This window comes from candidate division KSB1 bacterium (genome assembly GCA_034506255.1).
GTDB lineage: Bacteria > Zhuqueibacterota > Zhuqueibacteria > Zhuqueibacterales > Zhuqueibacteraceae > Coneutiohabitans > Coneutiohabitans thermophilus.
This window is the reverse complement of the sequence record JAPDPX010000002.1, coordinates 124,631-148,553: the sequence shown is the minus strand read 5'-3', so window position 1 is coordinate 148,553 and position 23,923 is coordinate 124,631. Positions and strand designations below refer to the sequence as shown.

Genomic DNA, 23,923 nt, shown 5'->3' with positions numbered 1-23,923 from the left:
GCGTGCGGCCGCGCCGGCCCGAAGTCGCGAGTCGTCGCAGTCACTGCATGCGGCCAGGGGGACATGACAGACAACGGGATTTCATTTTTGCGTCCCTCCCGGAGCAGACGCCGTGCCGGCTCCGTTGCCGAAAAATCACGCGATGGCCGCTTGATCAAGTCCTGTTTTGACGCACGCCGGCCGTCTATTCGCCCTGCGCAAAACGTGGCGGTTCCGGCGGCCTGCCCCCCGAAAACACCGCCGAAACGGCCATTGATCCGCCTTCGGATAGCTTCCCGCCGCAGTCTCAGGAAGCATAATGTGGCAGGCCGAAAACCCGGCCAAGAAATTCGCCAAAAAAGTAGGTGGCGATCGCCGTGCCAAACGTCAGCAGCGTGCTTTCGACAAACTCGCGGCCGAAGTGACGGTCGAACAAGACGGCCGAATAAAAGGTGAAATAGGCGGTGAGCAGCATGGCCATCCCCAGGGAGACGAGAAACGCAAGCAGCATGCGCGCGGTGAGAAAGTAGGGCAGCGCCAAAAAGACCACTGCCAGCAGATAGGAAAAGCCGGTGAGCAGCGCGGAGACCAGCGGATTGCGCTCCGACCCCTGCTTGGCCTGCAGATAAGCGGCCGTGGCCATTGAAATCGCGGCGGCAAAGCCCACGATCAAACCGGCAACCCCGGCCATGGTGGTGGAGCTGGTGACCCCGAGGAAACCGGCATGCACGCCGGTGATCTCGATGATGGCATCGGCCAAACCGAGCACGATGAACCCCAGATATTTCACCACGCTTTCGTTGATCTGCCCGATGAAAAAGTTTTCATGCTGCTCTTCGTCGGCGATCATTCGTTCCAAGCGGGCGCCAGCCTGCCCTTCGAACAGGGGGCGCACGCGGCGGTATTCTTCAATCACTTGCTTTTCATGACGCTCGAGAAACTTGATGGCAAAGGTCAGCCCGAAAAGGTAACGCAGCGCCACGATGAAATGCAGCACCAGACGGCGCGGACGCGGCACATGGCCGTCGAGAACGTCCCGCCAAAATTCATAATGTTCCTGCTCCTGCCGCGACAACGCCAGCAGCAGTTGGCGGCGCTCCGTTTGGTTCTCCCGCTGCGCCAGCTTTTGATACACCAGATAATCGGTGAACTCGTCTTCGCAGTATTCGATCAACAGCTCGCGCGGGGGCATTCGTCGTTCTCCGTGAATGACAATGAAAGGACTGTGGTTCATGCCGGAACGTCAGGCACGCCCGGCCAGGGCGGGTTGTCACCGTCGTGTGCGCCGCCCAAATTCCGCCTCGAACGTCTCGTTGTCCGGATAAACATAGCCGAAAGTCTGCCGCCAAATCTCCGCTTTTTCCATGCACAGATAAAAAAACACCACGCCATGCCAGGGCGCAAAGGCCTCATACATTCTGCGAAACATCATCACTTTGATTTCATCGGGATAGGTGAGCTTGCCGTGCGGGTCGGGCACCATTTCCATTTGTGAAATTTTGGTGGCGTAGCCCAGCTCCCGAATCTTGTGCAGCACCGGTTTGATCAGTGTCACCGAGCCGAAGGAGAGGAAGCGCACCTCCGAGGGATCAAAACGCTGCTGCAGCTCTGCCGCGACCGCCGGATAATCCTCCTGCCACTTGTCGTAATACACCATCGGATGAAAATGAAACGCCACACCCAGGCCGCGGTCAGCCACCTGGCGCGCGGCGGCCAGCCGTTTTTCCAGACTCGCCGTGAAATGTTCCTCGTTGGCAATGATGATTGGCGTGTTCAGCGACCAACTGATGACCACGTTGGCCGGCACTTCCCGTTCAAGAAAGTAACGGACATTGTCGGACTTGGTTTTCAGCTCCAGCAAAATATTGGGATGAGCCGCGGCAAAGCGGCACAAGGCATCGAGAATGCCATGGCGATTGCCCCACGCCAGCGAGTCAGACGACTGGCCGGTGCCGATGTGATAAAAGCGGTCCGGCTGCAGTTCAAGCGCCGCGAGTTTCTCGGCAAAGCGCGCGTCGAACACGATCTCGGCACTGTAGAAGGTTTGAATCGAACAATAGGAGCACCCAAAAATACAATTCTCCACCACATCGATCGTGCGCAGGTTGCAGCACACGGTTTTTTCCGAGGCCACCGGGCACATGCCAAAGATGTTCTTGTCGGAATCCCTCACCGTGATCAGGTTTTTCTCGCGCTGCTTGGGCCGGGTCAGGGGAACGAGCGGGTAGGTCTTGGGCGCCCGCCGCAGCGCGTTCAGCTCGACCTGCAGTTCCGCCAGCAACCGCTGCTTGTGCCGTCTGTCATTTCCGGCGGAGGCAGCCGCGCGCTGCCGCCACCAGGATTCCAAATCCCCTTCACCCCACAGGCTGAGATCACGACAGGCGGCCACCACCTGGCGGAATTCCTGAAAGGTGAAGCGCAGCGCAAACGCCAGGCGCCGCAGAAATTCCTGCTGGTGTGGCGGCAGTTTTTCATAAAGCGTTTTGCCGGCAAAGCTGGCAAATTTGGCGGCATAATCACGACGCATTGTGGTTTTGGATCTCATGCTCGGGCAATGACGTTGGCAGCATCGTTTGCAGGAGCGCCCCCGGGCATCCGCAAGCGATGCGAATTTTGGGTTTGTTTCTCAAACAAATTTGCCAGGCAAAAATTTGATCATTCGCGAAAGCCGGCCGGGCAGCGGCTTTCCTTGAACGGCCAAACATTCCTCGAGAACGCCGGCGCGCAGTTGTCAGCCGGCATGCAGACAAGATGTCCAATGTCACCACCTGAATTTTGCGCCTGGCTTTATCCCATCAGCGGGAAACGCCGATTTGATTGCGACGCCCACCCACCCCGGGGTGGGCATAAAAAATTTTACAGACAAACGTGCGGTCAACTCCGGCGGGGGTGCACTGCACACACGCCACTTCTTCCGGACAACAGCAGGCCAGCATGCAGAATTCAGGCAGCGCAACAGAAATTCAACCCTCAGTCTCAGGATCAAACACGAACAATCTGCCATCGAAAGCAGAAATCCCGCGGAAACAGCCGTTTCGTGGGAGTCCATTTTCGTGGGAGAGAAGCCGTGACGCCTTCGGCAAACGGGCGAATTTCGCAATCAGGGCTTCGCCACATTCGAGAAAGGTCTTGCATGACTTCGGACGGAATAACTGACGGAGCTTTGTGAACACCTTATTTCTTCCAGAAAGCAGCATGCCAGCATGCAAAATTCAGATCCTCTGAACAGGCGGTTACGCCCTCATTTCACCCGCACCACCACCAGGGTCAGGTCGTCGGATTGCGGCATATCGCCGGTGAATTGCAATACCGCTTCATAGATGCGGTTGCGCAGACCCTCGGCGGAATCCTGGCGGCCGGCCTTGATCACCTCGAACAGGCGTTCCTTGCCGAATTCCTGCAGGCCTTGATTCACCGCTTCGGTGACGCCATCGGTGTAGAAGACCAGGGCATCGCCGGCCGCCAGTGTCATCCGGTGCTCATGATAACCGGCCTCTTCGCACACCCCCACGATCAAATCCGAGTGGCAGAGTTCCACCAGCAGGCCGTCGCGCCGCATCAGCACCGGGTAATTGTGCCCGGCATTGGTGTAGGCGAGGCGGTTCTCCGCCGGCAAAAGCACAGCATAGCAGAACGTGGCATATTTCTCGGGGGTGGTGGTGCGCGTGATCTGGGCATTCAAGTTTGCCACCACTTCGCGGGGATGCAGACTGCGGCCGGCGGTGGCGCGAAAGACCGCCAGCAAGTTCGCCATCAAAATCGCACCGGGCACGCCCTTGCCCGCGACATCGCCGATCGCCACGCCGATGGCGTCGCCGGGCAGCGTGACGAAATCATACAAGTCGCCGCCGACCTCGAGCGAGGGCAGGTTGATGGCGGCAAGGTCGAAGTGCGGGGAGGCCGGCATCTGGCGCGGCAGCAGCAGGCGCTGAATCTCGCGCGCCACATTCAGCTCTTCATCGAGGCGCTGCTTTTGCAATTTCTCCTGATAGAGACGGGCGTTCTCAATGGCAATGGTGGCCTGGTTGGAGAGCAGGGTGAGCAGCGTCATGTCTTCATACGAAAACGGCTGCCGCGAGGGCTTGGCGCCCACCGAGAGGATGCCCACCAGTTCGCCATGCCGCACGAGCGGCAGCAGCAGCCGGGAGCGCAGCCGGGTGAGTGCCTCTTTTTCGTGCGCGTCGCTGATCTGCGGCTGCAGGTCGTCGGCATAAACCGGCGATTCCATGCGCGCCAGCAGCGGCACGAACTGGCCCTCTCTGTGGAAACGCACTTCGGTGGGGCTGACCTCGCTGTGCGTTTCCTCCGACCGGCCGTTGGTGGCAATGATGGTGGTGAAGGCCTGCTGCTGTTCATCCTCCAGAAGAAGGTGGACACTCTCCGCGCCCAGCGCCTGGCGCAGCGCGTGCGTGATTTTCTCCTGCAACTGTCCGGGATTCATCACGCTCAGCAAATCGCGGCTGAGGCGCTGCAGGAAATGCTGATAATCGGGGGTGGCGCTGAACAGCCAGCGTTCCACCAGGCTCTCGATCAGACTGAGCAGCGGTTGAAAAGCGATGATCGCGATCAGCAGGAAAATGACTTCGACGAGCGGCAGATTCAGCCCCAGCACCGAATTCACCGCGCTGCGGGCTTTGTTGTAAATCAGCAAATAGGCGCCGACCAGCAGGCCGGAGGTGGCGGAATAGACGAAGCTGCGGCGAATGAGGAAACGGACATCGAGAAATTGATAGCGAATGATGGCCCAGGCCAGGGCCCCGGCGCCGATGAGCAGGCAGGCAATCGCCAGCACATAGGCCAGTTCGGGTGCCACGCGGAAGGGAAAGATCTTGGGCAGCAGGAAGGCGATGGCATAGAGCGCCAGACTGGCAAGGATGCCCCACATCACCCAGCGGGTTTGCGCGCGCACGCGCGGATTTTTCAGGCGCTGGTAGCTATGCTGCATGAAGGCGACGGCGGCCAGCACATAGAGAATGTTGAGCGCGGCGAAATGCGTTTCGTGATGCGCTGCGGCACACGCCAGCAGGCTGAGCATGCCCTCCAGCAGCATCTCGAGCGGCTGCAGCAACGCCGGCCAGCCCGGCGTCAACCCCAGCAGTTGGCGCAGGGCCGGCAGCCGGGAGGGATCGGGCAGCGCAAACGACAGCAGCAGATGAAAGGCATGCGGCACGAACAACCACACCGGCAGGCGCGGATGGGAAGTGAGCACCGGATGTGCGAGCGGAAACACCAGGCTGAACAGGACGAGCTGGGGGAAGAAGAATTCCCAGAGAATGTACAGGCGCTGAAGAAAAGTGAAATCCACCTCGGCGGGCGAGCCGGCTTGCTGCAGCAGCAAACCGAAGGCGCCCAGGATCGGGCCCAGGCCGGCGAGAAACAACATGATGGCGGTGATCCGGTTGAGCCGCCGCGTGCTGTCTTCGCGAAAAATGAGAAAGCCCAGCAGGAACAAGACCGCGCCGCACATCAGATAGATGAGCTGGGCGAAAAAGGAGAGAGTCATGCGCGCCTATCCAACCGGGTGTCATGTTTTGCGGCGTTTGATCAGGGTGGTCTCGGTGCCGCCGCGTGAGAAATCGAAATAAACCTCATCCATCAGCGAACGCACGATAAACACGCCGCGGCCGCTTTCGCGCAGCAGGTTCTCGGGGTCCAGCGGATTGCTCAGGAGATCGGGATTGAAGCCCGGCCCTTCGTCCCGGATCACCACCCGCACTTCACCAACGCGCGCGGTGATGTCGACGAACACCCGCTTGCGGGGATCGCGTTTGTTGCCATGATTGATGGCATTGTTGCCGATCTCCGTCACCGCAATCGCCAGGCTGTCACGCTCCTCCTCGGAAAAACCGGCGAGCCGCGAGGCCTTGTCGGCAAGCCGTTCGATCTCATGAATCAAATCCGGTTGGTCACTGGTGGCCACCAGGTTGTAGGTGGTGCTTTTTGCGTGCGCCATGTTTGTGATCCAGATTGAGGTTCAAGGCAAACGGCTGTGTTGCACTGTTTCCCGGGAACGTCGCTTTCTCGTCATCCCATGGTTGCGCAGGCGGCGCCGAGGCCGCCGTGAAACAGGCACCTTCCCTGGCGATGGCGAACGGCCATCCCTGGCCCGCGGGTTTGGCAGAGGAATCGGTCTCACGTTGTGCCGGCGTTGCGCCTCACAAGGCCCATTGCAGCGTCAGGTTGAACGTGTCGATGTGCTGATCCGGCGCCGGCGGCTGGCTGGCGCGCAGACGCCGGCTGATCTGCCGGCGGGCGGTGAGCAACAGGAGCGTGTGTGGCGGCCGCCAGTAACTGATCACCACGCCCGGCGTGACGATAACCTGGGCATGGCTGAATTGTTGTTGATAGCCGCTGCCCGGGCGGCGCCGCCGGAACGTCCAGGCGTCTTCTCGGTAGTAACTCGCGCTCGGCGTGAAGACAAAGCCCGGCGCCAGCTCGTGCCGGAAAGTAAGCAAGGCAAAGTGCCGATGCAAGCTCGTTTGCGGCGTTTGCAGCCAGCGCTCCCAGTCCAGCATGCCGCGTTCTTCCAGGGTGAATTTGTATTGCAACCCGAGCTGGGTGGCGCGCGTGAGGCGGGCGGTGAGCGAATCCGTGATGACGAAGTCCCGAAACACCAGGCTGCGGCGCCGCGCCACGGTCTCCGGAAAGTCGTAGTCGATGTAGGTGGCGCGCACGCCAAAGCCCTGGTGCAGGGTCATGCCCTCCCCCGGCGTGATCACGAGTTGCGGCAGCAGTTGCAGAATGCGAATCCAGCGGTTGTCCGCCGAGAGATTGCGCTTGAGATAAACCTGATGTTCGAGATAACTGCGCAGCTCCCAGCGCAGGCGCAGGCCGGCATGCAAACGGCGCTCATACAGCACATTCGCCTGCACCTGCACGCGGTCATAGTCATCGGGATTTTCGAGATTGGCGGTGTTGTGCGCGGTGCGGGTGGCGCGCCCAGACCAGCGCAGCGAGTCGCGGCGGCTGAGCCGCCACAGCAGCCGGTGGCCGAGCGCGAGATCCCAATCCTCGGCATCGAAGCCCTGGCGCGGAAAGCGCCGCAGAAACGGGCTGGCCCGCAGTGAATCCGGGATCGCGAAGGTGCGGTTGCGCGAGGCATAGGCAAAGGTGAGCTCGCTGGCAAAGCCGTCACCCTGCCACAACAGCAAGCCCTGATGCGAAGACTCGAAATTGCGCTCGTGAAAGCGGCCGCTGAGGCGGCCGGCCAGTGTCACCGGCGTCACCCTGCGCCGCGTGCCGGTGAGCTCGGTTTCGCTCAATTCCGTGCGCAACTGCAGCAGACCGCTGGCAAAGCGGTACTGCAGGCGATTCTCCAGGCTGCGGCGGTTGCGGTCCAGGCCGTCAACCTGCAGCGTGGTGTCGGCGAAATAATTTTCACGCCGCAAATGGCTGAAGCGCACGAACAGGGAATCGGCGGCCTGGCCCTCGAACTGGCGCGACACGCTGTAGGTGAGATGCCCATCCTCGTTGCGGCGGTCGGGCGTGTCGGCGCGCTGGCCGCCGGCTTCGAATTGATGCACATACTCGTCCCAGGCAACCGGGGCCAGCGAGATGCGGGCTTCGACATGCGGGCCGTATTCGCGGCGGTTGAGCAAATCCTCCCAGCGGTAGCCCACCCCGGGCGTCAGACGCAGGCGTTGCGCCAGCGTCACCTCGTGGCGCACGGTCAGGCGGTGCAGGCTGAAGTCATTGTTGCGGGAGGTGGCGGCGCGATTGGTGAAATCATCGCGGAAGACGCGCGAGTCGGTTTCAACCTCCAGCCGCCAGACCGGCAACAGCAGCCGCGACAGCCGCACGCCGGCGAATTGATCATCCTTCCAAATGTCTCCGCGCCCCTGCTGTTGCAGCGTGGAATTGAAATGTTCAAAAAGCGTGAGCTGCCAGCGCGAGGCCAGCGTCTTCTGAAAGTTGAGCTGCGCCTGCCAGGTGTAGATTTCGATATCGTGCCCGAACTGCGTCAGCGTGGTGAATGGCCGCGTCGTGGTGGGCGCCAGCCGTGGAAATTGTGTGCCGGCGGAATCCGGTTGTGTGGGCGTCGCCGCGTCCGGCCAATCCTGGCCATACCCGCGGCTGCCCAACAACAGGCCGCCAGCCAGCAGCGCCATGCGGAGAAGGACATTGTTGCGTGCCCGTTGCAACAGAGTGCCGCGCCGGCATTTCATCGCCCGCCGATGACGCTGCCATCCGGCTGGCACAGGCGGCGGGGCCGGGCACGCGGACTCCGGGTTCATTGCTGGACAGAGACTTTTGAAGGGGCGAATCACAATCATCGCCTGCCAATTCCAGTTGCTTGCCCGCAAAACCCGGCTGCTGTGCCGCGCCTCCCGGCTGCCTGAGCCGGCTGCCGGAAGAAACGGCCGCGAGACGATCGCTTTCGCCGCATGTGGCGGATAGGTGCCAACTCAGTCCGGCTTGGGCGTGAGGGATTGCAGATGATCGCGCGTCAGCATCATGTGCTTGGGGGCCCGCGCCTTGGGTGCCACTGTGCCGTAGGAGATCAACATGTGGATGGCATCCTCCACCGGCATCTCCAGCTCGATGACATCGCTTTTGGGATAAAACATCAGGAAGCCGCCGGTGGGGTTGGGAGGGTTGGGAATGAACACGCACACAATCTCGCGCTGCAGCGCCTCCTGAATTTCCCCGCGAATCTCGCGAATGTAGAAGCCCAGCCGCCAGGTATTGGGCCCGGGATAGGGCACCAGCACGGTCTTCTTGAAGGACTGGTGCTGCTCGCCGAAGAGCGCCTGGCTGAGCTGCTGCACCGTGCCGTAGATGCGGCGGATGATGGGAATGCGGGTAACGGCACGATTGCCGAATTCCACCAGCTTGTTGCCGAAGTAACTGCGCGCCGCCATGCCGGTCCCCAAAATCAACAGCAGCAGCGTAATCGCCCCCACCCCGGGGAAGGTGACCGTCACGCCGAAGGTGCGGCGCAAAATGACGAAGATTTCATCCTTGAGAATGCCGTCGATCGCCTTGAACAGCTCGAAAATGATGTAAACCGTCAGACTGATCGGCACCAGCACCAGCAGGCCGGCGAGAAAATACCCACGCACGCGGGCGGCAAACTTGTGCTCGGGCGAGGACAGCAACGAGGCGGTCATGGCTGCTTCTTGTCCTCCCCGGCCGCCGGCTGTTTCACGATGGTGTAAATGGTCTCTCCCGGTCTGCCCATCTGAAAACGCTCACGCGCGACTTTTTCGATATAGGTGGTGTCGTGTTGCAACCGGTGAATCACCTGCTTGAGGCTGTCCTGGGTGGCCTGCAGCATGGTGATGTCCTGCTGCAGGTCGCTGTGGCGCTGTTTCAGCCGCCAAAGTTGAATCAGTCCGGAGCTGCCGCCGAAATACGTGTAAGCCAGGTAAAGCAAAACCGCACAGATGAGCCAGAAGGCTTTGCGCCACAGTTTGAGGCGGTGGCCGGAAGCTTTGGTGGAAAAGCGGGAGGTCATGTTCACTCACCACATTCGAAGGGGTTTGACTTCGTGTCCGTCCGCGAACGTTCCAACCCCGGCTGGGCCGTTTTTTGAGACAACGGCCAGGCTGCGGCGTGAGCCGTTTCCCCCGAGTTTGCGATTGCGGACCAACACTCATTCAGCAACAGCATTCCGTTCTGACGCGGCAGGGCAGCATTGCCACACGGCCGCGACGGTGAATTCCGCGCACTCGCACTCTGCCAATTCCACGTCGTTCGCGTGATGCTTGGGAGGTGAACCGGCGAAGGGGGCGGCCCGGCGGCAAGAAAAAACGACAAAAAAATCATCTTCGTCGCGGAAAGCGCACCGTCCGCTTTGCAGTTACTGCAACACCGGCAGGGCCAGCAACACCGCCAGCACGCCGCTCACCGCACAGATGCCGTTGACCACGTCATTATCCACCCAATGCCATCCCGAATGCGGCTGGCGTTCGCTGCCGCAGCATTCACCCTTCTTCTCGCTGATTCGGCGGCAGGTGGGGCAGATGCGCTGCGCTTGTATCGTTGCGCCCAGCAAGCTGTCGAAAAGATGCGCCAGCACGCCCGCCAGCGTGATGAAAGCAATCCCGGTGACTCCAAACCGCTGCCCGGGTCCGCCGAACTGCAACGCGGCGCCGAGCAGGGCAATGATGAAGGCGCCGAGGCCGGCACCGAACAGCCCCAAGCCGGAAATGGCGCCCGAAGTGCCGGCGGTCACGGTTTGCAGCGTGGTGATCAAGCGCGGCGGCCGGCGCGAGAGCAGGCCGATCTCAGTGGCCCAGGTATCCGCCGTGACTGCCGCGACTGCGCCCAGAAACAGCGCGTACCACAGCGGCTGCGGATCAATATACCAAAGAATCACCACCAGGCCGGGCACGCCGCCGTTGGCCACCACCTGGCCGAAATCGCGGCGATGGCCTTTTTGAAAAGCACGGCTGGCCGCGCGCTTGCGCCGGGCGCCGAAACGCGAGAGCAGGCTCGACAACACGAAAAACGCCAGCAGCGGCACACTGAAAACCCACCCTCCCAGGCCGAACACCACCGCACCGAGCATGAACGTTGCGAGCGCGCCGCTCAGATCCAAAAAGCGCACACGATAGGAGACGGCGGCCACCGCCAGCGCCAAAATCTCACCGGTGAAAAACTGCGTGATGGCAGCCTGGGACGCATGCAGATAAAAATAAGCCATCACCGCGCCCAACACGGGCACAGTAAGGTTATCCGAACCGCGCCAGGACAGGGCCTCCGCGGCCGTGGCCAGCAGACTGATACCCACGGCAGCGAGCAGGGAGCGCATTGGCTCCGGCGTGGGGCCAAGCAGCGGCGCGATCCATTCGAACCCGGCCCACACCAACAGCAGGGAGCTGAGCCACATCGTCAGCGATCCCTGCAAGGTCTTGCGGTCGCTCCGAAGCGGCAGCACAATCGGTTGAACCGCCGCCCCGCCGGCGAGCGCCGCACAAAAATCCGCGATGCCGAGCAGGCTCATCCCCACCCACAAGGCCGTCATCTCGCGCTGCCAAAACAGCAGAGTCAGCAGAAAAAAAGAGAGAGGATAAAAAACGGTGCCGTAGGTTTTGCGGCCGGTGGCGTGAATACCCGCAAAGCGGCCGGTTCGCAGCGCCAGGGCATTCAGCAACACGAACAACGCCGCCAGCACCAGCAACAGCACGGGCGTTGCAAAGAGGAAAGGAGAAAGGAGAACGGCAACCCCGCTGAGCACATGCACCAACTTGCGCGTGCGTTCCGCCGATACCGCATGCACCCGCTGCATCCAATTGGCGAAGCCGATCAAACCGGACAACCCAAGCAGAAAGAGGGCGAAGATCAGCCAATCACCGGGCGGGGGGAAGTGCAAATCGGGCATGCGCTCTCATCAGGATTGATTTTTGTGGCCGCTATTTACCGATTTTTCATTTGAAAGTCAAGGACAAGCTCCCGATGTTTGCCCGCTTGCGCGGCAGTCGCGGCGGGCAGCGCGCAACATGTCTTTCCTGAATTCGGCATATGGAGCAGCCCTGGCTGCAAAATTCGCCAGTTTGGTGAAGGCATCATGTTTTCTCTTCCGCGAAAATGAACTCCCGAGAAATGGCTTTTCCCGTGGGAGTTTATTATCCCGGCAAACTTATCACAATCGCGAAGATTTTTTGAACCCCACGAGCAACGAGAACGCAAAGAGAGTGGCATGGCTGGCTTCACGTGTGGGGGGTCAGCCGGCCAACAGTGTTCTGCTTAAAAACTGTGCGAGCACGGTTTGCAAGTGGATTGCGAAGTATCGCCACCGATCCTATATGACAACCGGCAGATTGAGGCCGGCGACCGCATTGACAGGCTCCTCGAAAGTTGTATCAAAAACTGCCACCAACTCACGAGGCCCAACTACCGACCTGCCTGAAATTACGCGACTGCCGCCCTGGTTTTTTACTGAACTGGAACGCCAAACCAATGAAAGAAGGCATACCGGGAATGAGGAATAATCGCAACGCATGATTGCACGCACAAGCATGCAGAACGCAAGGAAATCCTTCGCGCGTTTTGCGGCTTCGCAGTTAACAGATTTGGTTGCGGTTATGACCGCGCTGTACTCTCGTGGGAGGATTTTGGGGGGATCTTGACATCGAGGGTTCAATCTCTGTCTTGCCATGAACAGGGCGTCGCGATCAAATCGGCTTTTCTCGCGGAGGGGATCAATCTGGGTGCAAAATTCGGGTCTTTACAATCTCCTCGAATCTGCTTATCTCCTGCTGTATGGTGGTCAGCCGGCCGCGCTGAGCAGAACGCCGGCGTCTTGACTGCAAACAAACCAATGCCGGCAGGATGCCTGCACGACAAAACCTGCGCGGCCATGGCACCTCCGCCGCCAGTCGGCGAACGCGAAATCATGTCCGCGGAGGATTTAAAGCACGTGAGGGCAGCCGGCACCCCAAAAACCACAAAGCGGAGAAAACATGCACGGCAGTGAAAAATTCACGGAATTGGTCGAGATCATGGCACGCTTGCGCGGCCCGCAGGGCTGTCCGTGGGATCGTGCACAGACCCACGCTTCCTTGCGGCGGTATCTGCTCGAGGAGACGTATGAAGTTCTCCACGCTCTCGACGCCGGCGATGATGAAGAGCTGTGCCATGAGCTGGGCGATCTGTTGCTGCAGGTGGTCTATCACGCACAAATTGCCGCCGAGGCGGGCCGCTTCGACATCGGCGCGGTGATCGCAGCGATCAGCGCCAAAATGATTCGGCGGCATCCGCATGTTTTCGGCGACGCCAGGGTGGATTCTGCTGCCGAGCTGACACACCTGTGGGAGCAAATAAAACAGCAGGAGGGCAAAAAAAACGCGCTTGCCGGCGTGCCGCACGCCCTGCCGGCGCTGCAGCGTGCCGCCCGGTTGCAGCAAAAGGCCGGTGCGGCCGCCGCGAGTGTTGACGAGGTTGAAGCCACCTGGCAAACTTTTCGCGCGGCCGCCGCGGGCGCAAAAGACGGCCTGCCAAGCGACCATCGGCCCCTGCCGGAGCTTTATGGCGATCTGCTGTTCCGCCTGGTGGCCTTCGGCCGCGGCCTGGGCCTGAATGCCGAAGACAACCTGCGCGAAGCCTGTCATCGTTTCGAACATGAATACGCGGGACCTCGCCAATGATCACCATCCGTCCTCTGTCGGGCGCCGCAGAAATTCATGCCTGCGCCCATGCCATGTCGACTTCCGAGCCGTGGTTGACTTTGGGGCGCGGCTATGAAGAGTGCGCCGCCCTGTTGAGCGAGGCCGGCAAGGAAGTTTATGTTGCGGTGGCGCAGGAGGAGCCGGCGGGATGCATCATCATCAACATGCAGGGCGCGTTCCGCGGCTACCTTCAAACCGTGTGCGTCATGCCGGCCTGGCGCGGCCGCGGGATTGGCAGCGAGCTGATCCGCTTCGCTGAAAAGCGGATTTTCCAGGAGGCACCCAACGTCTTCCTGTGCGTGTCGTCGTTCAACACCGGCGCGCAGAAGCTCTACCGCCGGCTGGGGTATGAAGTGATCGGCGAGCTGAAGGACTACGTGGTGGCGGGCCATGCGGAAATCCTGATGCGCAAAACCATCGGGCCGCTGGCGGGGTTCAGGGGGAGGGAGAAAATTCTGTGGAATCGGAATTCTGTCTTGTAATTTGGAGCGCGATAGCATACTTTTCGGCATTTAAATACCGTTTTACACCCCCCCGTGAGAGACGAAGAGATGCCTGCCACTACCAAATGACTCAAGCGGCTTCACATCGAAAACTTCAAGCAGTTCGAAGTGCTCGACTTGGAGCTGCGGGGTTTCAACTTGCTGGTTGGTCCAAACAACAGCGGCAAATCCACCGCGTTGCAAGCATGTGCCGTTTTCAACTTTTGTTATCAGGCCTGCCTGGAAAAGAAAAATGGCGGGTTGACGTTTCAGAACCGGACATTCGGCACCGATGAATTCGTCATTATCCCCGCCGCAGAACCCAGGGATTTGTGGAAAGACCGCAAGGTACAAAAAGGCAATAGTCCGATTCCGATCCGTGTCATCGGCGGGCTGGCGGGCGGGGGGGAATACGAGTTCGAAGTAACTTTGCGCTTCAATCGCTTCAGCGTGCAAAACAAATCAAAAGTTCCTCCTTTGCCTGATTCCGGTGGCCTGAATATCACACTCATTCCGGGATACAGCGGTTTCATTCCGCGTGAAGAACGCCGGACCATCGCCGTACGGCGCGAATTGCGTGCCCTCGGCCAGCACGGCACAATTATCCGTAATGTCCTGCTCGATCTCAAAGGAGGAGGAGACACGCTGGCAGCAATTCGTTCTTCTGTTGGAATCGATTTTCCCGCAAATCGAGCTGCGCCATCCCCAATTAGATGAAGAAGTTGATCGCTACATTCATGCGACTTACCAGGAAACCGGGCTGGCGACGGAAGGTGACCACCGGCAGCGCAGGGGGGAACTGGACATCATTTCCGGCGGCAGCGGTTCCCATCAATTTCTGCAGATACTCTCCGGCATCCTCATCGAGCCGGTGAGCACCGTCCTGCTCGACGAGCCGGATGCGCATTTGTTCAGCCGGCTCATTGCCGATCTTTACGCCGTGCTGGCCGGTCTGACGCGGAAAGGGATTCAAATCATTGCTGCCACCCATTCGGTGGAACTGATCGCGGCTGCCGATCCTTGCCAGATTATCACTTTCAGTGAGAGGGGACCGCAACGGCTCAATGTGCACATCGAAGTTTTGAACGCTGTTCAGTCCCTCGGCGGCCTGGCCAATCTCGAATTGTTGTTGATCGACTCCTGTCAAAAAGTCGTGGTGTTGGAAAACAAATCGGATGAGAAACCGCTGCAACTTTTTCTGCGCCGCCTGCTCAACGGCGATGATTATGCCCGTCTGCATCGCCGGCTTATCTTTCTTCATCAACATAAACGGCCGAGCGGCGAGTCCGTCCGAATCATGCTGAACACCCTGAAACAGGCCTTTCATCATGAGCGCGATTTGCAGGTGAAGGCTTTTGTCATTGCGGATCGGGATTATATGCCCGATGAGCAACGACAGGAGGAACTGAGGAAATACAGCGGCCCCCCTTTGCTCCCCAGCAGCGTTGGAAAATTTGGCAGCGTATGGAAATCGAGAATTACCTCATTGTTCCCACTGCCATTGCGCGGGCAGTGAGGGCATCCGCCCAACAAAATCTTTATCCGGATCTTCCTCTTTTTAAAGAGCCGCCGGCGGAAGAAGAGCTGTTGCGGCTCGTGGAAGAGGCCGTGGAAGCCTCGCGCGATGCCGTGAGAAGACGTCTGGTCAATATGATCGGCAAACATGCTCGTGATCAAAAGCTGGGCTGGCAGCCCGCAACTGTGCTCGAGCAGGCGGAGGCCTTCCTGCAGCAGACGTGGCAGGGCGTGGTTCGATATGAGTGGTGTGACGCAAAAGAGATTGTGCTGCCGCGTTTGCGCGAACACATTCAGAGCCAATACGGGCTGCGCCTGAACGACCGTGACATCGTCGCGGCGCTTGCAGAAGAGGAAGTGCCGCCCGATCTGCGCGAGGTGGTGCAAAGCCTGGCTGAGTTTTTGGAATAACGCTGTCTTCCTCCTCACTTCCCGAAGAACACCGAAAAATCCACCCACGGCACGAAGGGGAATCCGATGTCCTCTTCAAAAAATTCTTCCGAACTGAACAACGCCAAATCCACGGCCAGCCTTTCTCCAAAGAAACGCACGCCGCCGGAAAACAGCACCCGCGGCTCATCCGTGCCGGTGAAAATCCAGTTCTCCGTCAGCAGCTTCATGCTGTTGGAAAGCTGGGTTTCGGCGCCCAGCAGCAACACCGGCTCGGCAATCTCATCCCGGGTGAAGGGCAAGCCGGCGCCCAATGTGACAGCGCTGCGCGAACTGCCGAAGGTGGCCACGCTGTAGGCCAGCGTGGCGTCTCGCACATCCTCCGGCATCATGAGATGTGTCAGCCCGGCAGCCAGTTCCACCTGTGAAGAGGCCGGCCAAGTGAGCTTGAAGCCCGCATAGCCTAGCTGCGAGCTCGCGCCGGGCAAGATCGAGATGCCGCCGCTGACGGAGAGAAAATCCGTCACACCATAGGCCAGCGTTGGAAAGAAGAGATAATAGTCCGCAAAATAGCCCTGCCCCGCCGGCAGGCCGCGGCCGGTGGGCGCCAGCAAGAGCCGCGCGTGATTGGGATCACTGCGCTGAAACTCGGCATCGCGCATCACACCTGCCAGACTGCCGAGACTCACGATCTGCAAATCGGGAACGGCGATGTGCAGCCCACCGGGCGTTTGCACCAGCAGGGTATCGTTCTGCGCTGCCAGCAGCCGGCAGTTGATCACCGTGCCGTCGCGCAGAGTGATTTTGGTCAACTCGGCAGGCGCGGGCCAGCGCGACTCGGCGATGGCATACAGCGGCCGGGCAGGAATGGTGTCACCGGCGGCCAGTGCCTGGACCCGCTGCGCCAGGCCGTTGCGAATCTGGTTGATCTCAGCAACCGTGAGGCGAAGCACAAGGTGTTGGCCACGGCCGTCGTGATTGCGCAGCAGGTGAAGCTGTTGCCAATCGATGCTGTGGTGATAATAGCGCGCTGCGGTGAAGCCGGCAATCTCGCCAAAGATCCGATAGCGGCTGTTTTCGTTCGCGTCGATCACCTCGCCGAGCACTGGATGCAGCGGCTGCGGCGTCCAGCCGCTCTTCTGCGCACTCACTGCTGCCGCAAGCAGAAGCATGGCGCTGCTCACTCGCAAAAACTGTCGTTTCATTTTGTCACCTTTGCTGAATTCTCAGTGTTTTCATTCAACCTGGCACGCTGCCAATTTCACGACAACTCCACGGCATGAAACCGTGAGAGGAGTGCCAATTCCGGCTGCGTGATATGATGGCACGCGCCGGAGTCAAGCACAACATGAAAGTCGGCCGCGGGATGAAACAGCCGGCGCGGTTGTCGTGAATCACGTTGGAAAGGGGGAGGTTGACTTTTGTAAAGTAAACTCGCTGCCTTAAAGGCAGGAGATCTTTCCCACGGATTTCAGCAACCCAGCAGACATTTTTATCCGCTTGGTTGCTTCAATCCGTTGACGATTTCCTTGGGGTTGCGGTTTACCCGAGTTGGGTGAATCAAAGTCCGTCCGCAAATGTTCCGCCCGTGGCTCGGCCAAGGTTTCAGAGACTTCGAGCACCGTGAAAACGCCGGGGGTTCATATACAACGGCCTAGCCGCTGTCGGAATGCTGCGATAAACCGGCTGGGATTCCGGACGGCAATGAGTTTGTCTCCGGCGGCAGAGATCGCAGAGGAACGCCTATGAATCTTCACTTGCATGTTTCTGCCCCACCCGCAATTCCATTTCAAGTCCTCACCTGCGTGCTCTGCGCCATCGGCGGATGCACATTGCATCCTCATTGACGTGCTTCTGTGCCAATGGCGGATGCACATTGCCTCGCCATTTGCGTGCTCTGCGAAAAGGCGTTTCAACTGCCACCGGCCATCAAGAACAGCAGCATGACGCCGCCCAGCGTGCCGAGCGCGCCGCCGATGAAGGCGCCGCCAAAGGCCGCTGCGGCTGAGCCGCCGGACTTCGCGGCCGGCTGCGGAGATTTGAACCTGGCCATCACCAACTCATCACAGGCGCGGGCAAGCAGCTCGCTTTCGCGCGCATGCGGTGAAGCCGGATACAAGGCGACGACGCGCCGGAAGGAAGTAGCTGCCGGCCCGTAGGCGCCTTGGTCGAGAAAATTAAAGCCGGCTTTGTAAAAATTCAGCGCTTCGGCCTCGCGGTCAGATTCGGCGCTGGCCGGTGCAAGCGCGGCCAGCGCCTGTTCCGTTGGCGGTTCACTTGCAGCCGTTGCGACCGGCGCGCCGGCCTGGGGCAGGCTCGAACTGCAGGCACTACAAAATCTGGCCGTGGGCTGATTCGAAACGCCGCAGAACGGGCAATGAGTGCCCGCTTCCACTTGCACTTGCCGGGCGTAGCTCGCCGGCGCTGCCCACGTCGCTGCCAAGATCATCAGCAGGGCGAAAAGAAAAGAGAAGAAACGTTTCATGGTAGATCACCTCAATGGCAGATGCGTTATGGTATGCAACGAAATCACGATTGCCGGCGCTTATTGCTTGCTGCGCAACCGGCCGAGCGGGAACAGCATGTTGACATTCGCCTGAATGTTGGCGTCGGCGATGCCGTCGAAGTCGCTGCGATAGCGCACGCCGGTATCCGCCGCCAGCCAGTTGGTGAAGTAAAATCGCACGCCGACAACGCCCGCCCAGATGTTCTTGATCGCACTGCCGTCGTGCACCTCGCCGGCAGTGAAATCATAAGAAGGCAGCCCTTCGACTTCCAGCATGACCTGCGCCTTGGGATTCGCTTGAATCGTCAGCCCGCCAAACGGCGCGATGAGATTGCGTTGCATCTCCCGGCCGGCCTCGCGGAAGCGCCAGCCCTGCGGGCTGCGCACGCGCACGTCCGTCAAGCCCACGCCGAAATGCGCCATCACCTTGCCGCGATGTTTGGTGGCTACGAGATAGAGCTTGGTCAGGCGGGTTTCAAAGGAGACACTGGCGTCCTGGCCTTGAAAATGGTGCCAGCTCGTGGTGCCGCGCAGCGAGACGGCAATCGCAGGGAGACGGTCCTGCTCGCGCAGCACCAGCATTTTGAACGCTGAAGTCGACACGCTCGATGAACCTTGCTGCAGGGAGTTGATCACCGCCTGCGTCGCAAACTCGACCTCGGCGATGTCGCCCAGCCCCAAACCAGCATGGCCGAGAAAATTACGCTCCTTCTCGATGCCGAAGGCGCCGCCGCCGTTAAAATAAATGTCGAGGGAGTTGAGCACTTCCGCAGTGGGCACATTGAACAAACGCGGCAGCACGGCCGGCGTCGTGAGCAGGGTTTGATACCAACGCTGCGGTTTGGGCCGGTCAGACTTGGCCGACGCCACCGACGCGGGTGAGGGGATGAGAGAGGCGGAGGTTTCGGGTGACGCAGGTGCAACCGGGCGCGCGGCGGCTTGCCGCTGCTGTTCCACGCGAAGGCTCTCTGCCGCGCGCGCCTGCGCGAGCGAATCTTCCACGAACTGGCGGCGCGCTGCCTGCCGCACGAGTTCCTGCTCGCGCTGCAACTCCTGGAGTTTGGCTTGTTTGGCGGCCGCGAGCGAACTGCCGCAGTTCACGCAGAATTTGTAGGTCCAGGTGTTTTCGAATTGGCAGACGCTGCAGCGAATGCTGGCCGGCTCAGTGGTTTGAGAGAGCGCGAAGGTCGCAAGCGCCAGCGCGGCGATCGTCACTGCGACGGCGATCACCAGCGATTTCATTGATCGGAATGGCATGATGATTTCCTCCTTTCATGAAGGTTCATCATGCCCTCATGCAAGCCGCATGCCGCCCGCTGCTCTGCCGCGGCGCGATCAACCGAAGCGCTGCAACTTGAACCGGTTGGAGAGAGAAGAGATAATGCCGGGTGGAAACTGATGGCCCCAAAACTGTGAAGCCCGTGTACAGGCCGTGCACGGGCTTCACGTGTGTTTGTCCGCTGTCGGCGAAGCTCAGTTGCGGAAGTCCCCGCCTTGGGAGTCATACTTTTTCACCATTTCATCGATGGCTTTGTTGATCTCGCGGAAACTGGTGAGCGGGCCCTCCAGTTCTTTTTCGGCAACCCGCTGCCGGGCGTGCATGCGTGCCTGCTGCAGGGCGGAAATGACGAGTTGTTTGGCCGAAGGCGCTGGGGCCGGAGCGGGCAGACGTTCATAGAGCCGGGCACGATGCCAGTGACACTCAGCGAGGTAACCATCACTGGCCTGCCGGAAAGCGCGAATGCGGGCGATGACTTTCTCCCACACCGCCAGGGCATCTTCCACACGATCGAGTTTGTCGAGCAGCAGGCCGCGATGATAGAGCGCGCTGATGTTGAGCGGAAAGCGCATGATCAACCAGTCGTTGATCTCCAGCGCCTTGAGATAATTTTTTTCGTGAATGTAAATGGTTTGCAGGGAATAGGCGGCCTCGATCGCAACGTAGCGGCCGCGCTGGCGCACGCTTTCGAGCGCGGCAATGGCCTGCTCACGTTTGCCGGCAAACAAGCCGCCGGCAAAATTGAGGTTGGCGCTTTTCCAATACTCGTACACGCCCAATGCCAAATGGGGATCCACCAGCGCCGCATCTCGCTGCAGGGCACGCTCCATGGCGTTGAGCGCCAGCACCGCATCGCGAAAGCCGGCGGCCCATTCCCCGCAGCGAAAGCGGTGCAGACCGCGATAGCCGCGGCCGGTGCCGAGCAGGAAAAAATGCTCGGCGCTGGCCTCGGCCCGCACCTGCTGCTCGGCCAGCGCGACTGCATTTTGGAGCAGGCTGTCAAAACGCGCTTCAAACAGGCGCACGCGATAGTCGCGCATCATCGTCTGATAAACGCCGGCGGCGAGCAGAAAGCCGGCCGGATGATCCGGCCAGGAACGGCGCAACTCCGCACAAATGGCCAGTGCGCTGTCAAACTGCTCGCAATGCAACTGCTCCAGGCTGCGTTGGATCAAACTCTCGCGGCTGGCCCCGGAATGTGCCCGGACAAGCGGCAGCGCGAGGAAAAAAACGGACAACCAAGTCACCACGCGGAGAACATTCAGCATGCGTGTCTTTACTCTCCAGCAAATGAGGATGCATGGCATCGTTTCCGGCGCCGGGGCGGGAAGCTCGGCAAAAAACCGTCACAACCAGACAGGCAAACACAGCAAAGCGTGCCGGCGCAGGACGACGGCAACAACAACATCGATCAGACGACGTGCCACCCAGAGAGCGGCAACGCCGCGCGAACGCGCCGCGGGCGGCAAGTCCGCCGACTCAATCACCCACGGTGGCCAGCGCACCGGTGGGGGCGGGACTCGCCTCCGGTTCCGGCAGCAGCCGGGCCTCGCCCCTCTTGGGCCGCGAGACACCCCCGCGGCGCAGCAGACGGTAGGTCGCTTTGATCATGCCGAACGGCGCGTTGTCCAAATAGGAATCGCGGTAAACACACAGGATCGCGCAGCCTTTTTCGCAGCCTTTGGGAGTGTGGTAATGTGCCGCCAGGTCGCTGCGGGTGTAATCCAGAATGGGTTTGTTCAGGCGGCCGCGCTGGGCATGGCAAAACTGCACGTTGCCGAACTCATCGACATAGAGCGAGCGCGCACCGGCACGGCAGTGCCAGTCCGGCTGCTCGCCCCGCAGCAGGCGTTTGCCATAATCATATTCGATGAAGGAGCAGGGATTGCTGTGTTGATAATGATACTCCCAGAGCGCGACATACTCTTCCCCGCCGGTGGCAATGGTGCCCCGGTGATCGTGAATGGGATTGACGGTGACAAAGAAACCCAGGCGCCGCAGCCCGGCCAGCGTTTCCCGGAAGTGGTCTTTGGAATTTTCGCACAGCACAAGATTGACGTGCACGTCGAACCTGGCCAGCCGGCGCAGACGCTCGAGCTTGGGCAGGATGGATTTCATCGATTTTTGGATATAGCGGTTCGTGTCGGGCATGAGCGCATCGATGCTCACCTGCATGTTGCTCAGTCCCGCATCGTTCAGTGCCGCAATGATTTTGTCGGTGAGCAGAAAACCGTTGGTGGTGATCGAAACCTGCGCTTCGTGGTTGGCATGGGCCACGAGCTCCGCGATTTGGGGATGCAGCAGCGGCTCGCCGCCCAACAGCGTGATGTTGATGACCTTCAGGCGGTGCAGCGCGTCAATCCGGGCTTTGAGCGTCTCAAAAGGGATGGGCGGGGAATACTTGTCGTATTCGGTGCAATAGCCGCAGCTCAAATTGCAGCGCCGGGTCACGATCAACTGCGCCTGAATCGGCGCATTGAACAGCAGCGTGCGCGCCAGCGTGCGCAACGGATTCTTCACGCGCATGAGCAGAGCCTCCCTGGCTGGTGAGATAGGCTTGGGGCAACTTCCTCCCGCGGTCCAGCTCCTCGTGCGTCGCGGGGTTGGCTATGATGCCAAATTCAAAACCAAAGTGCAATGGCAAAATGACCGCCATTCCCCGGGGTGTGCCCGCCGGGCGGCAAGATTCAAACACTGACAACGTTCACTTCATACCTGCTTGACCTTGCCGCCCTATTTTAAAGCGGTAAAAAACCATGCCGCAGCATCGCACTGCCGCGGGAATTGCCAACCGGACCCGCGGTGACTGTTGCAAACAAGGAGGCCATCATGCTGCAAGCTTTCGTTCAAAATCTCAGCCAGCGGGAGGCATGGCTGTGTCGCAGAGTCGTTGCGTGGAACGGCAAAAGAGCCGTCGACCGCCTGATGTATGTGGCGTCGCGCAGCGGTGACGGCCAGTTCTATGCCATTCTCGGATTGGTGGTGGGCGTGACAGATCATGAAATGGCGCGCCGTTTTCTGCCCGCCGGTCTGCTGGCGTTTGCGCTGCAGGTGCCGCTCTACCTGCTGGTGAAACGCAAAGTGAAACGCCCCCGACCGTTTGAGCAAATCCCCGGGCTGCAGCATCTGATTGCGCCACCGGATCGCTTCAGTTTCCCCTCCGGACACACGGCGGGCGCCGGCCTGATGGCGACGTTGATCTCGGCTTACTATCCCGCGGGTGCCATGGTGAGTTGTCTGTGGGCGGGGGTCATCGCTTTCTCGCGGGTGTACAACGGCGTGCATTATCCGACGGATGTTTTGGCAGGCGCATTGTTGGGCATTGCCTGCGCACAAACAGGCATGGCTTTGGTGGGATGAGCAGCGTTAGAGCAAGCGCTGCAGAATCAAAACAAGCATGAGCAGATTCAAAGCCGCTGCCAGCAGCAGTGCCAGTTGTCGGGACTGGTGCCGTTGAGGCGCCAACCATTTGCGCAAGGCCTGCTGTTGCCCGTGTTGCCCGACGGTTGCCAGTGCCTGCCAAACCCGCCAGCCGCGCATCACCTCCGGTAGTGGTCTTACAGGCGCAGCCGGGATCGCCGCTTGCTCGTTCATTGCCGGCAGCGCCTGTCCCCAAGCTTGGGCCTTCCTGCCGCCTGCCTGGCGGCTGTGGTATTCCGCTGTATGCCCGCCTGCCGCCGGCGCACAAAGGTCAGCCGTCAGCGTTGACGCTGCCCCCGGCTGCCCTCTCCCGAAACGCTGTTGCGCCCAGCCAATTTCGCTTTCCTCGAATCTTCCCTCCTGCTTTTCCATACACGCAGCCTCCTGCACCAACTCGCGCGTGATGCTGGTTAAACCCTCGCGGCAGGCCAGGTCCAGCGCCCGGCGGCAGAGCGCATTGATGCGCCGCGGATTGCCTTCACTGTGCTCATGAATCGTGCGCAGAGCGGCGATGGTGAAGAGCTGCTCGCCGTCATAATAACCCGCGATGCGCAGGCGGTGGGCAATATAAGCCGTGGTTTCCGCATGGCTGAGGCTGAGCAGGTGCGAGCTGCAAGCCAGGGTGGCGTGATCCGGCCGGGCCGCCACCCAGGGAAAAGCCTGGAGCAAAGTCGGTGCGCCGGCCAGGATGAATTGCAACGGTTTGTTGTGTCTTTTGGCCAGCTCGATCAGTCCGGCGAGGTCATGAAGGGTGGGTTGCGGCAGATGATGTGCCTCGTCAATAATGACGAGCGCGGCGGCGGGCATGGCGGTGACGGTGAGGCCGGAGCGCGGGCTGCGCAGAAAATCATGCAACTGCCGCAGCTCGTCGGCCGGTGTGGCATGCGGCAGTGCCGGCAGCCCACAGGCTGTGGCGATGCGGCGGAACAGCTTCTTCTCTCCGAAGCGGGTTTGCAGCAGCAGCACGGTGGCGAGGCCGGCCGGCAGCCGGCGGCGCAGGGCATGAATCAACAGAGTCTTGCCGGCGCCGGCATCGCCGGTGAGCACCAGCAGGCGCCGCCGGAGCTCGATCGTATCGAGCAGTCGCTGCAACGCCAGACGATGCGAGCTGGCGGCATAAAAATAACGCGGATCCGGCACCGCCAGGAAGGGGTGCTCCCGCAAAAGCTGAAGCGAACGGTACATGACTGCACAAATCCCCAAACCGTGATGGCAAGGCGTTGCGCCATGGTTCCTTTCC

Annotated in this window: 21 protein-coding genes; 6 read left to right on the top strand and 15 right to left on the bottom strand. The window is 60.3% G+C overall.

Going from position 1 to position 23,923, the window contains the following annotated elements; translation table 11 throughout:
- Positions 1–286 precede the first annotated feature (286 nt).
- The 8 genes from ONB52_04240 to ONB52_04205 all read right to left on the bottom strand — a co-directional run bounded on the left by ONB52_04240 (position 287) and on the right by ONB52_04205 (position 11,305).
- A complete protein-coding gene (locus ONB52_04240) occupies positions 287–1,171 on the bottom strand; it encodes a VIT1/CCC1 family protein (GenBank protein ID MDZ7415355.1) in 885 nt (294 codons plus the stop codon).
- Between the two features lie 78 nt (positions 1,172–1,249).
- Positions 1,250–2,524 carry a DNA photolyase gene (locus ONB52_04235; GenBank protein MDZ7415354.1) on the bottom strand — a complete coding sequence of 425 codons (1,275 nt, stop codon included), beginning with the start codon at positions 2,522–2,524 and terminating at the stop codon, positions 1,250–1,252.
- Positions 2,525–3,220: 696 nt separating this feature from the next.
- A complete protein-coding gene (locus tag ONB52_04230) occupies positions 3,221–5,482 on the bottom strand; it encodes a SpoIIE family protein phosphatase (protein ID MDZ7415353.1) in 2,262 nt (753 codons plus the stop codon).
- A gap of 21 nt (positions 5,483–5,503) precedes the next feature.
- Positions 5,504–5,932: an ATP-binding protein gene (locus tag ONB52_04225; protein ID MDZ7415352.1), complete on the bottom strand. Its 429-nt coding sequence runs from the start codon at positions 5,930–5,932 to the stop codon at positions 5,504–5,506.
- Between the two features lie 202 nt (positions 5,933–6,134).
- A complete protein-coding gene (locus ONB52_04220) occupies positions 6,135–8,144 on the bottom strand; it encodes a hypothetical protein (GenBank protein MDZ7415351.1) in 2,010 nt (669 codons plus the stop codon).
- Between the two features lie 240 nt (positions 8,145–8,384).
- Positions 8,385–9,089, bottom strand: a complete 705-nt coding sequence (locus ONB52_04215) for a DUF502 domain-containing protein (protein ID MDZ7415350.1) — start codon at positions 9,087–9,089, stop codon at positions 8,385–8,387.
- Complete coding sequence (locus ONB52_04210; GenBank protein ID MDZ7415349.1) at positions 9,086–9,436, bottom strand: septum formation initiator family protein; 351 nt, start codon at positions 9,434–9,436, stop codon at positions 9,086–9,088. Before ONB52_04210 ends, ONB52_04215 begins: the two co-directional genes overlap by 4 nt.
- A gap of 345 nt (positions 9,437–9,781) precedes the next feature.
- Positions 9,782–11,305 carry a DUF92 domain-containing protein gene (locus tag ONB52_04205; GenBank protein MDZ7415348.1) on the bottom strand — a complete coding sequence of 508 codons (1,524 nt, stop codon included), beginning with the start codon at positions 11,303–11,305 and terminating at the stop codon, positions 9,782–9,784.
- Between the two features lie 22 nt (positions 11,306–11,327).
- Between ONB52_04205 and ONB52_04200 the strand changes: the two genes are divergently transcribed.
- The 4 genes from ONB52_04200 to ONB52_04185 all read left to right on the top strand — a co-directional run bounded on the left by ONB52_04200 (position 11,328) and on the right by ONB52_04185 (position 14,290).
- Positions 11,328–11,915, top strand: coding sequence for a hypothetical protein (locus ONB52_04200; protein MDZ7415347.1), 588 nt, complete (start codon positions 11,328–11,330; stop codon positions 11,913–11,915).
- A 471-nt stretch (positions 11,916–12,386) separates the two neighbouring features.
- Positions 12,387–13,070, top strand: coding sequence for a nucleoside triphosphate pyrophosphohydrolase (gene mazG / locus ONB52_04195; GenBank protein ID MDZ7415346.1), 684 nt, complete (start codon positions 12,387–12,389; stop codon positions 13,068–13,070).
- Positions 13,067–13,573: a GNAT family N-acetyltransferase gene (locus ONB52_04190; protein MDZ7415345.1), complete on the top strand. Its 507-nt coding sequence runs from the start codon at positions 13,067–13,069 to the stop codon at positions 13,571–13,573. The genes mazG and ONB52_04190 overlap by 4 nt, the downstream gene beginning before the upstream one ends.
- A 105-nt stretch (positions 13,574–13,678) precedes the next feature.
- Positions 13,679–14,290, top strand: a complete 612-nt coding sequence (locus ONB52_04185) for an ATP-binding protein (GenBank protein ID MDZ7415344.1) — start codon at positions 13,679–13,681, stop codon at positions 14,288–14,290.
- Here the strand turns inward: ONB52_04185 and ONB52_04180 are convergent.
- Complete coding sequence (locus tag ONB52_04180) at positions 14,283–14,903, bottom strand: hypothetical protein (GenBank protein MDZ7415343.1); 621 nt, start codon at positions 14,901–14,903, stop codon at positions 14,283–14,285. The genes ONB52_04185 and ONB52_04180 overlap by 8 nt on opposite strands.
- A gap of 134 nt (positions 14,904–15,037) precedes the next feature.
- Here ONB52_04180 and ONB52_04175 point away from each other — a divergent pair, with 134 nt between their 5' ends.
- Entirely contained in the window at positions 15,038–15,499 is a 462-nt protein-coding gene (locus tag ONB52_04175; GenBank protein ID MDZ7415342.1) for a hypothetical protein, read from the top strand.
- A 14-nt stretch (positions 15,500–15,513) separates the two neighbouring features.
- Here the strand turns inward: ONB52_04175 and ONB52_04170 are convergent, their stop codons facing one another.
- The 5 genes from ONB52_04170 to ONB52_04150 all read right to left on the bottom strand — a co-directional run bounded on the left by ONB52_04170 (position 15,514) and on the right by ONB52_04150 (position 21,789).
- Positions 15,514–16,683 carry a hypothetical protein gene (locus ONB52_04170; protein ID MDZ7415341.1) on the bottom strand — a complete coding sequence of 390 codons (1,170 nt, stop codon included), beginning with the start codon at positions 16,681–16,683 and terminating at the stop codon, positions 15,514–15,516.
- Positions 16,684–17,390: 707 nt separating this feature from the next.
- Entirely contained in the window at positions 17,391–17,963 is a 573-nt protein-coding gene (locus ONB52_04165) for a hypothetical protein (protein ID MDZ7415340.1), read from the bottom strand.
- A gap of 60 nt (positions 17,964–18,023) precedes the next feature.
- The gene (locus ONB52_04160) at positions 18,024–19,241 is read right to left on the bottom strand and encodes a hypothetical protein (protein MDZ7415339.1); all 1,218 of its coding nucleotides are present in this window, start codon (positions 19,239–19,241) and stop codon (positions 18,024–18,026) included.
- Positions 19,242–19,457: 216 nt separating this feature from the next.
- Complete coding sequence (locus ONB52_04155; GenBank protein MDZ7415338.1) at positions 19,458–20,531, bottom strand: hypothetical protein; 1,074 nt, start codon at positions 20,529–20,531, stop codon at positions 19,458–19,460.
- Positions 20,532–20,742: 211 nt separating this feature from the next.
- Positions 20,743–21,789: a radical SAM protein gene (locus tag ONB52_04150; GenBank protein ID MDZ7415337.1), complete on the bottom strand. Its 1,047-nt coding sequence runs from the start codon at positions 21,787–21,789 to the stop codon at positions 20,743–20,745.
- Positions 21,790–22,092: 303 nt separating this feature from the next.
- Between ONB52_04150 and ONB52_04145 the strand changes: the two genes are divergently transcribed.
- Positions 22,093–22,623, top strand: a complete 531-nt coding sequence (locus ONB52_04145) for a phosphatase PAP2 family protein (protein MDZ7415336.1) — start codon at positions 22,093–22,095, stop codon at positions 22,621–22,623.
- 6 nt (positions 22,624–22,629) lie between these two features.
- Here the strand turns inward: ONB52_04145 and ONB52_04140 are convergent, their stop codons facing one another.
- Positions 22,630–23,868 (bottom strand): AAA family ATPase, encoded by a 1,239-nt coding sequence (locus tag ONB52_04140; protein MDZ7415335.1) that lies wholly within the window; start codon positions 23,866–23,868, stop codon positions 22,630–22,632.
- Positions 23,869–23,923 lie beyond the last annotated feature (55 nt).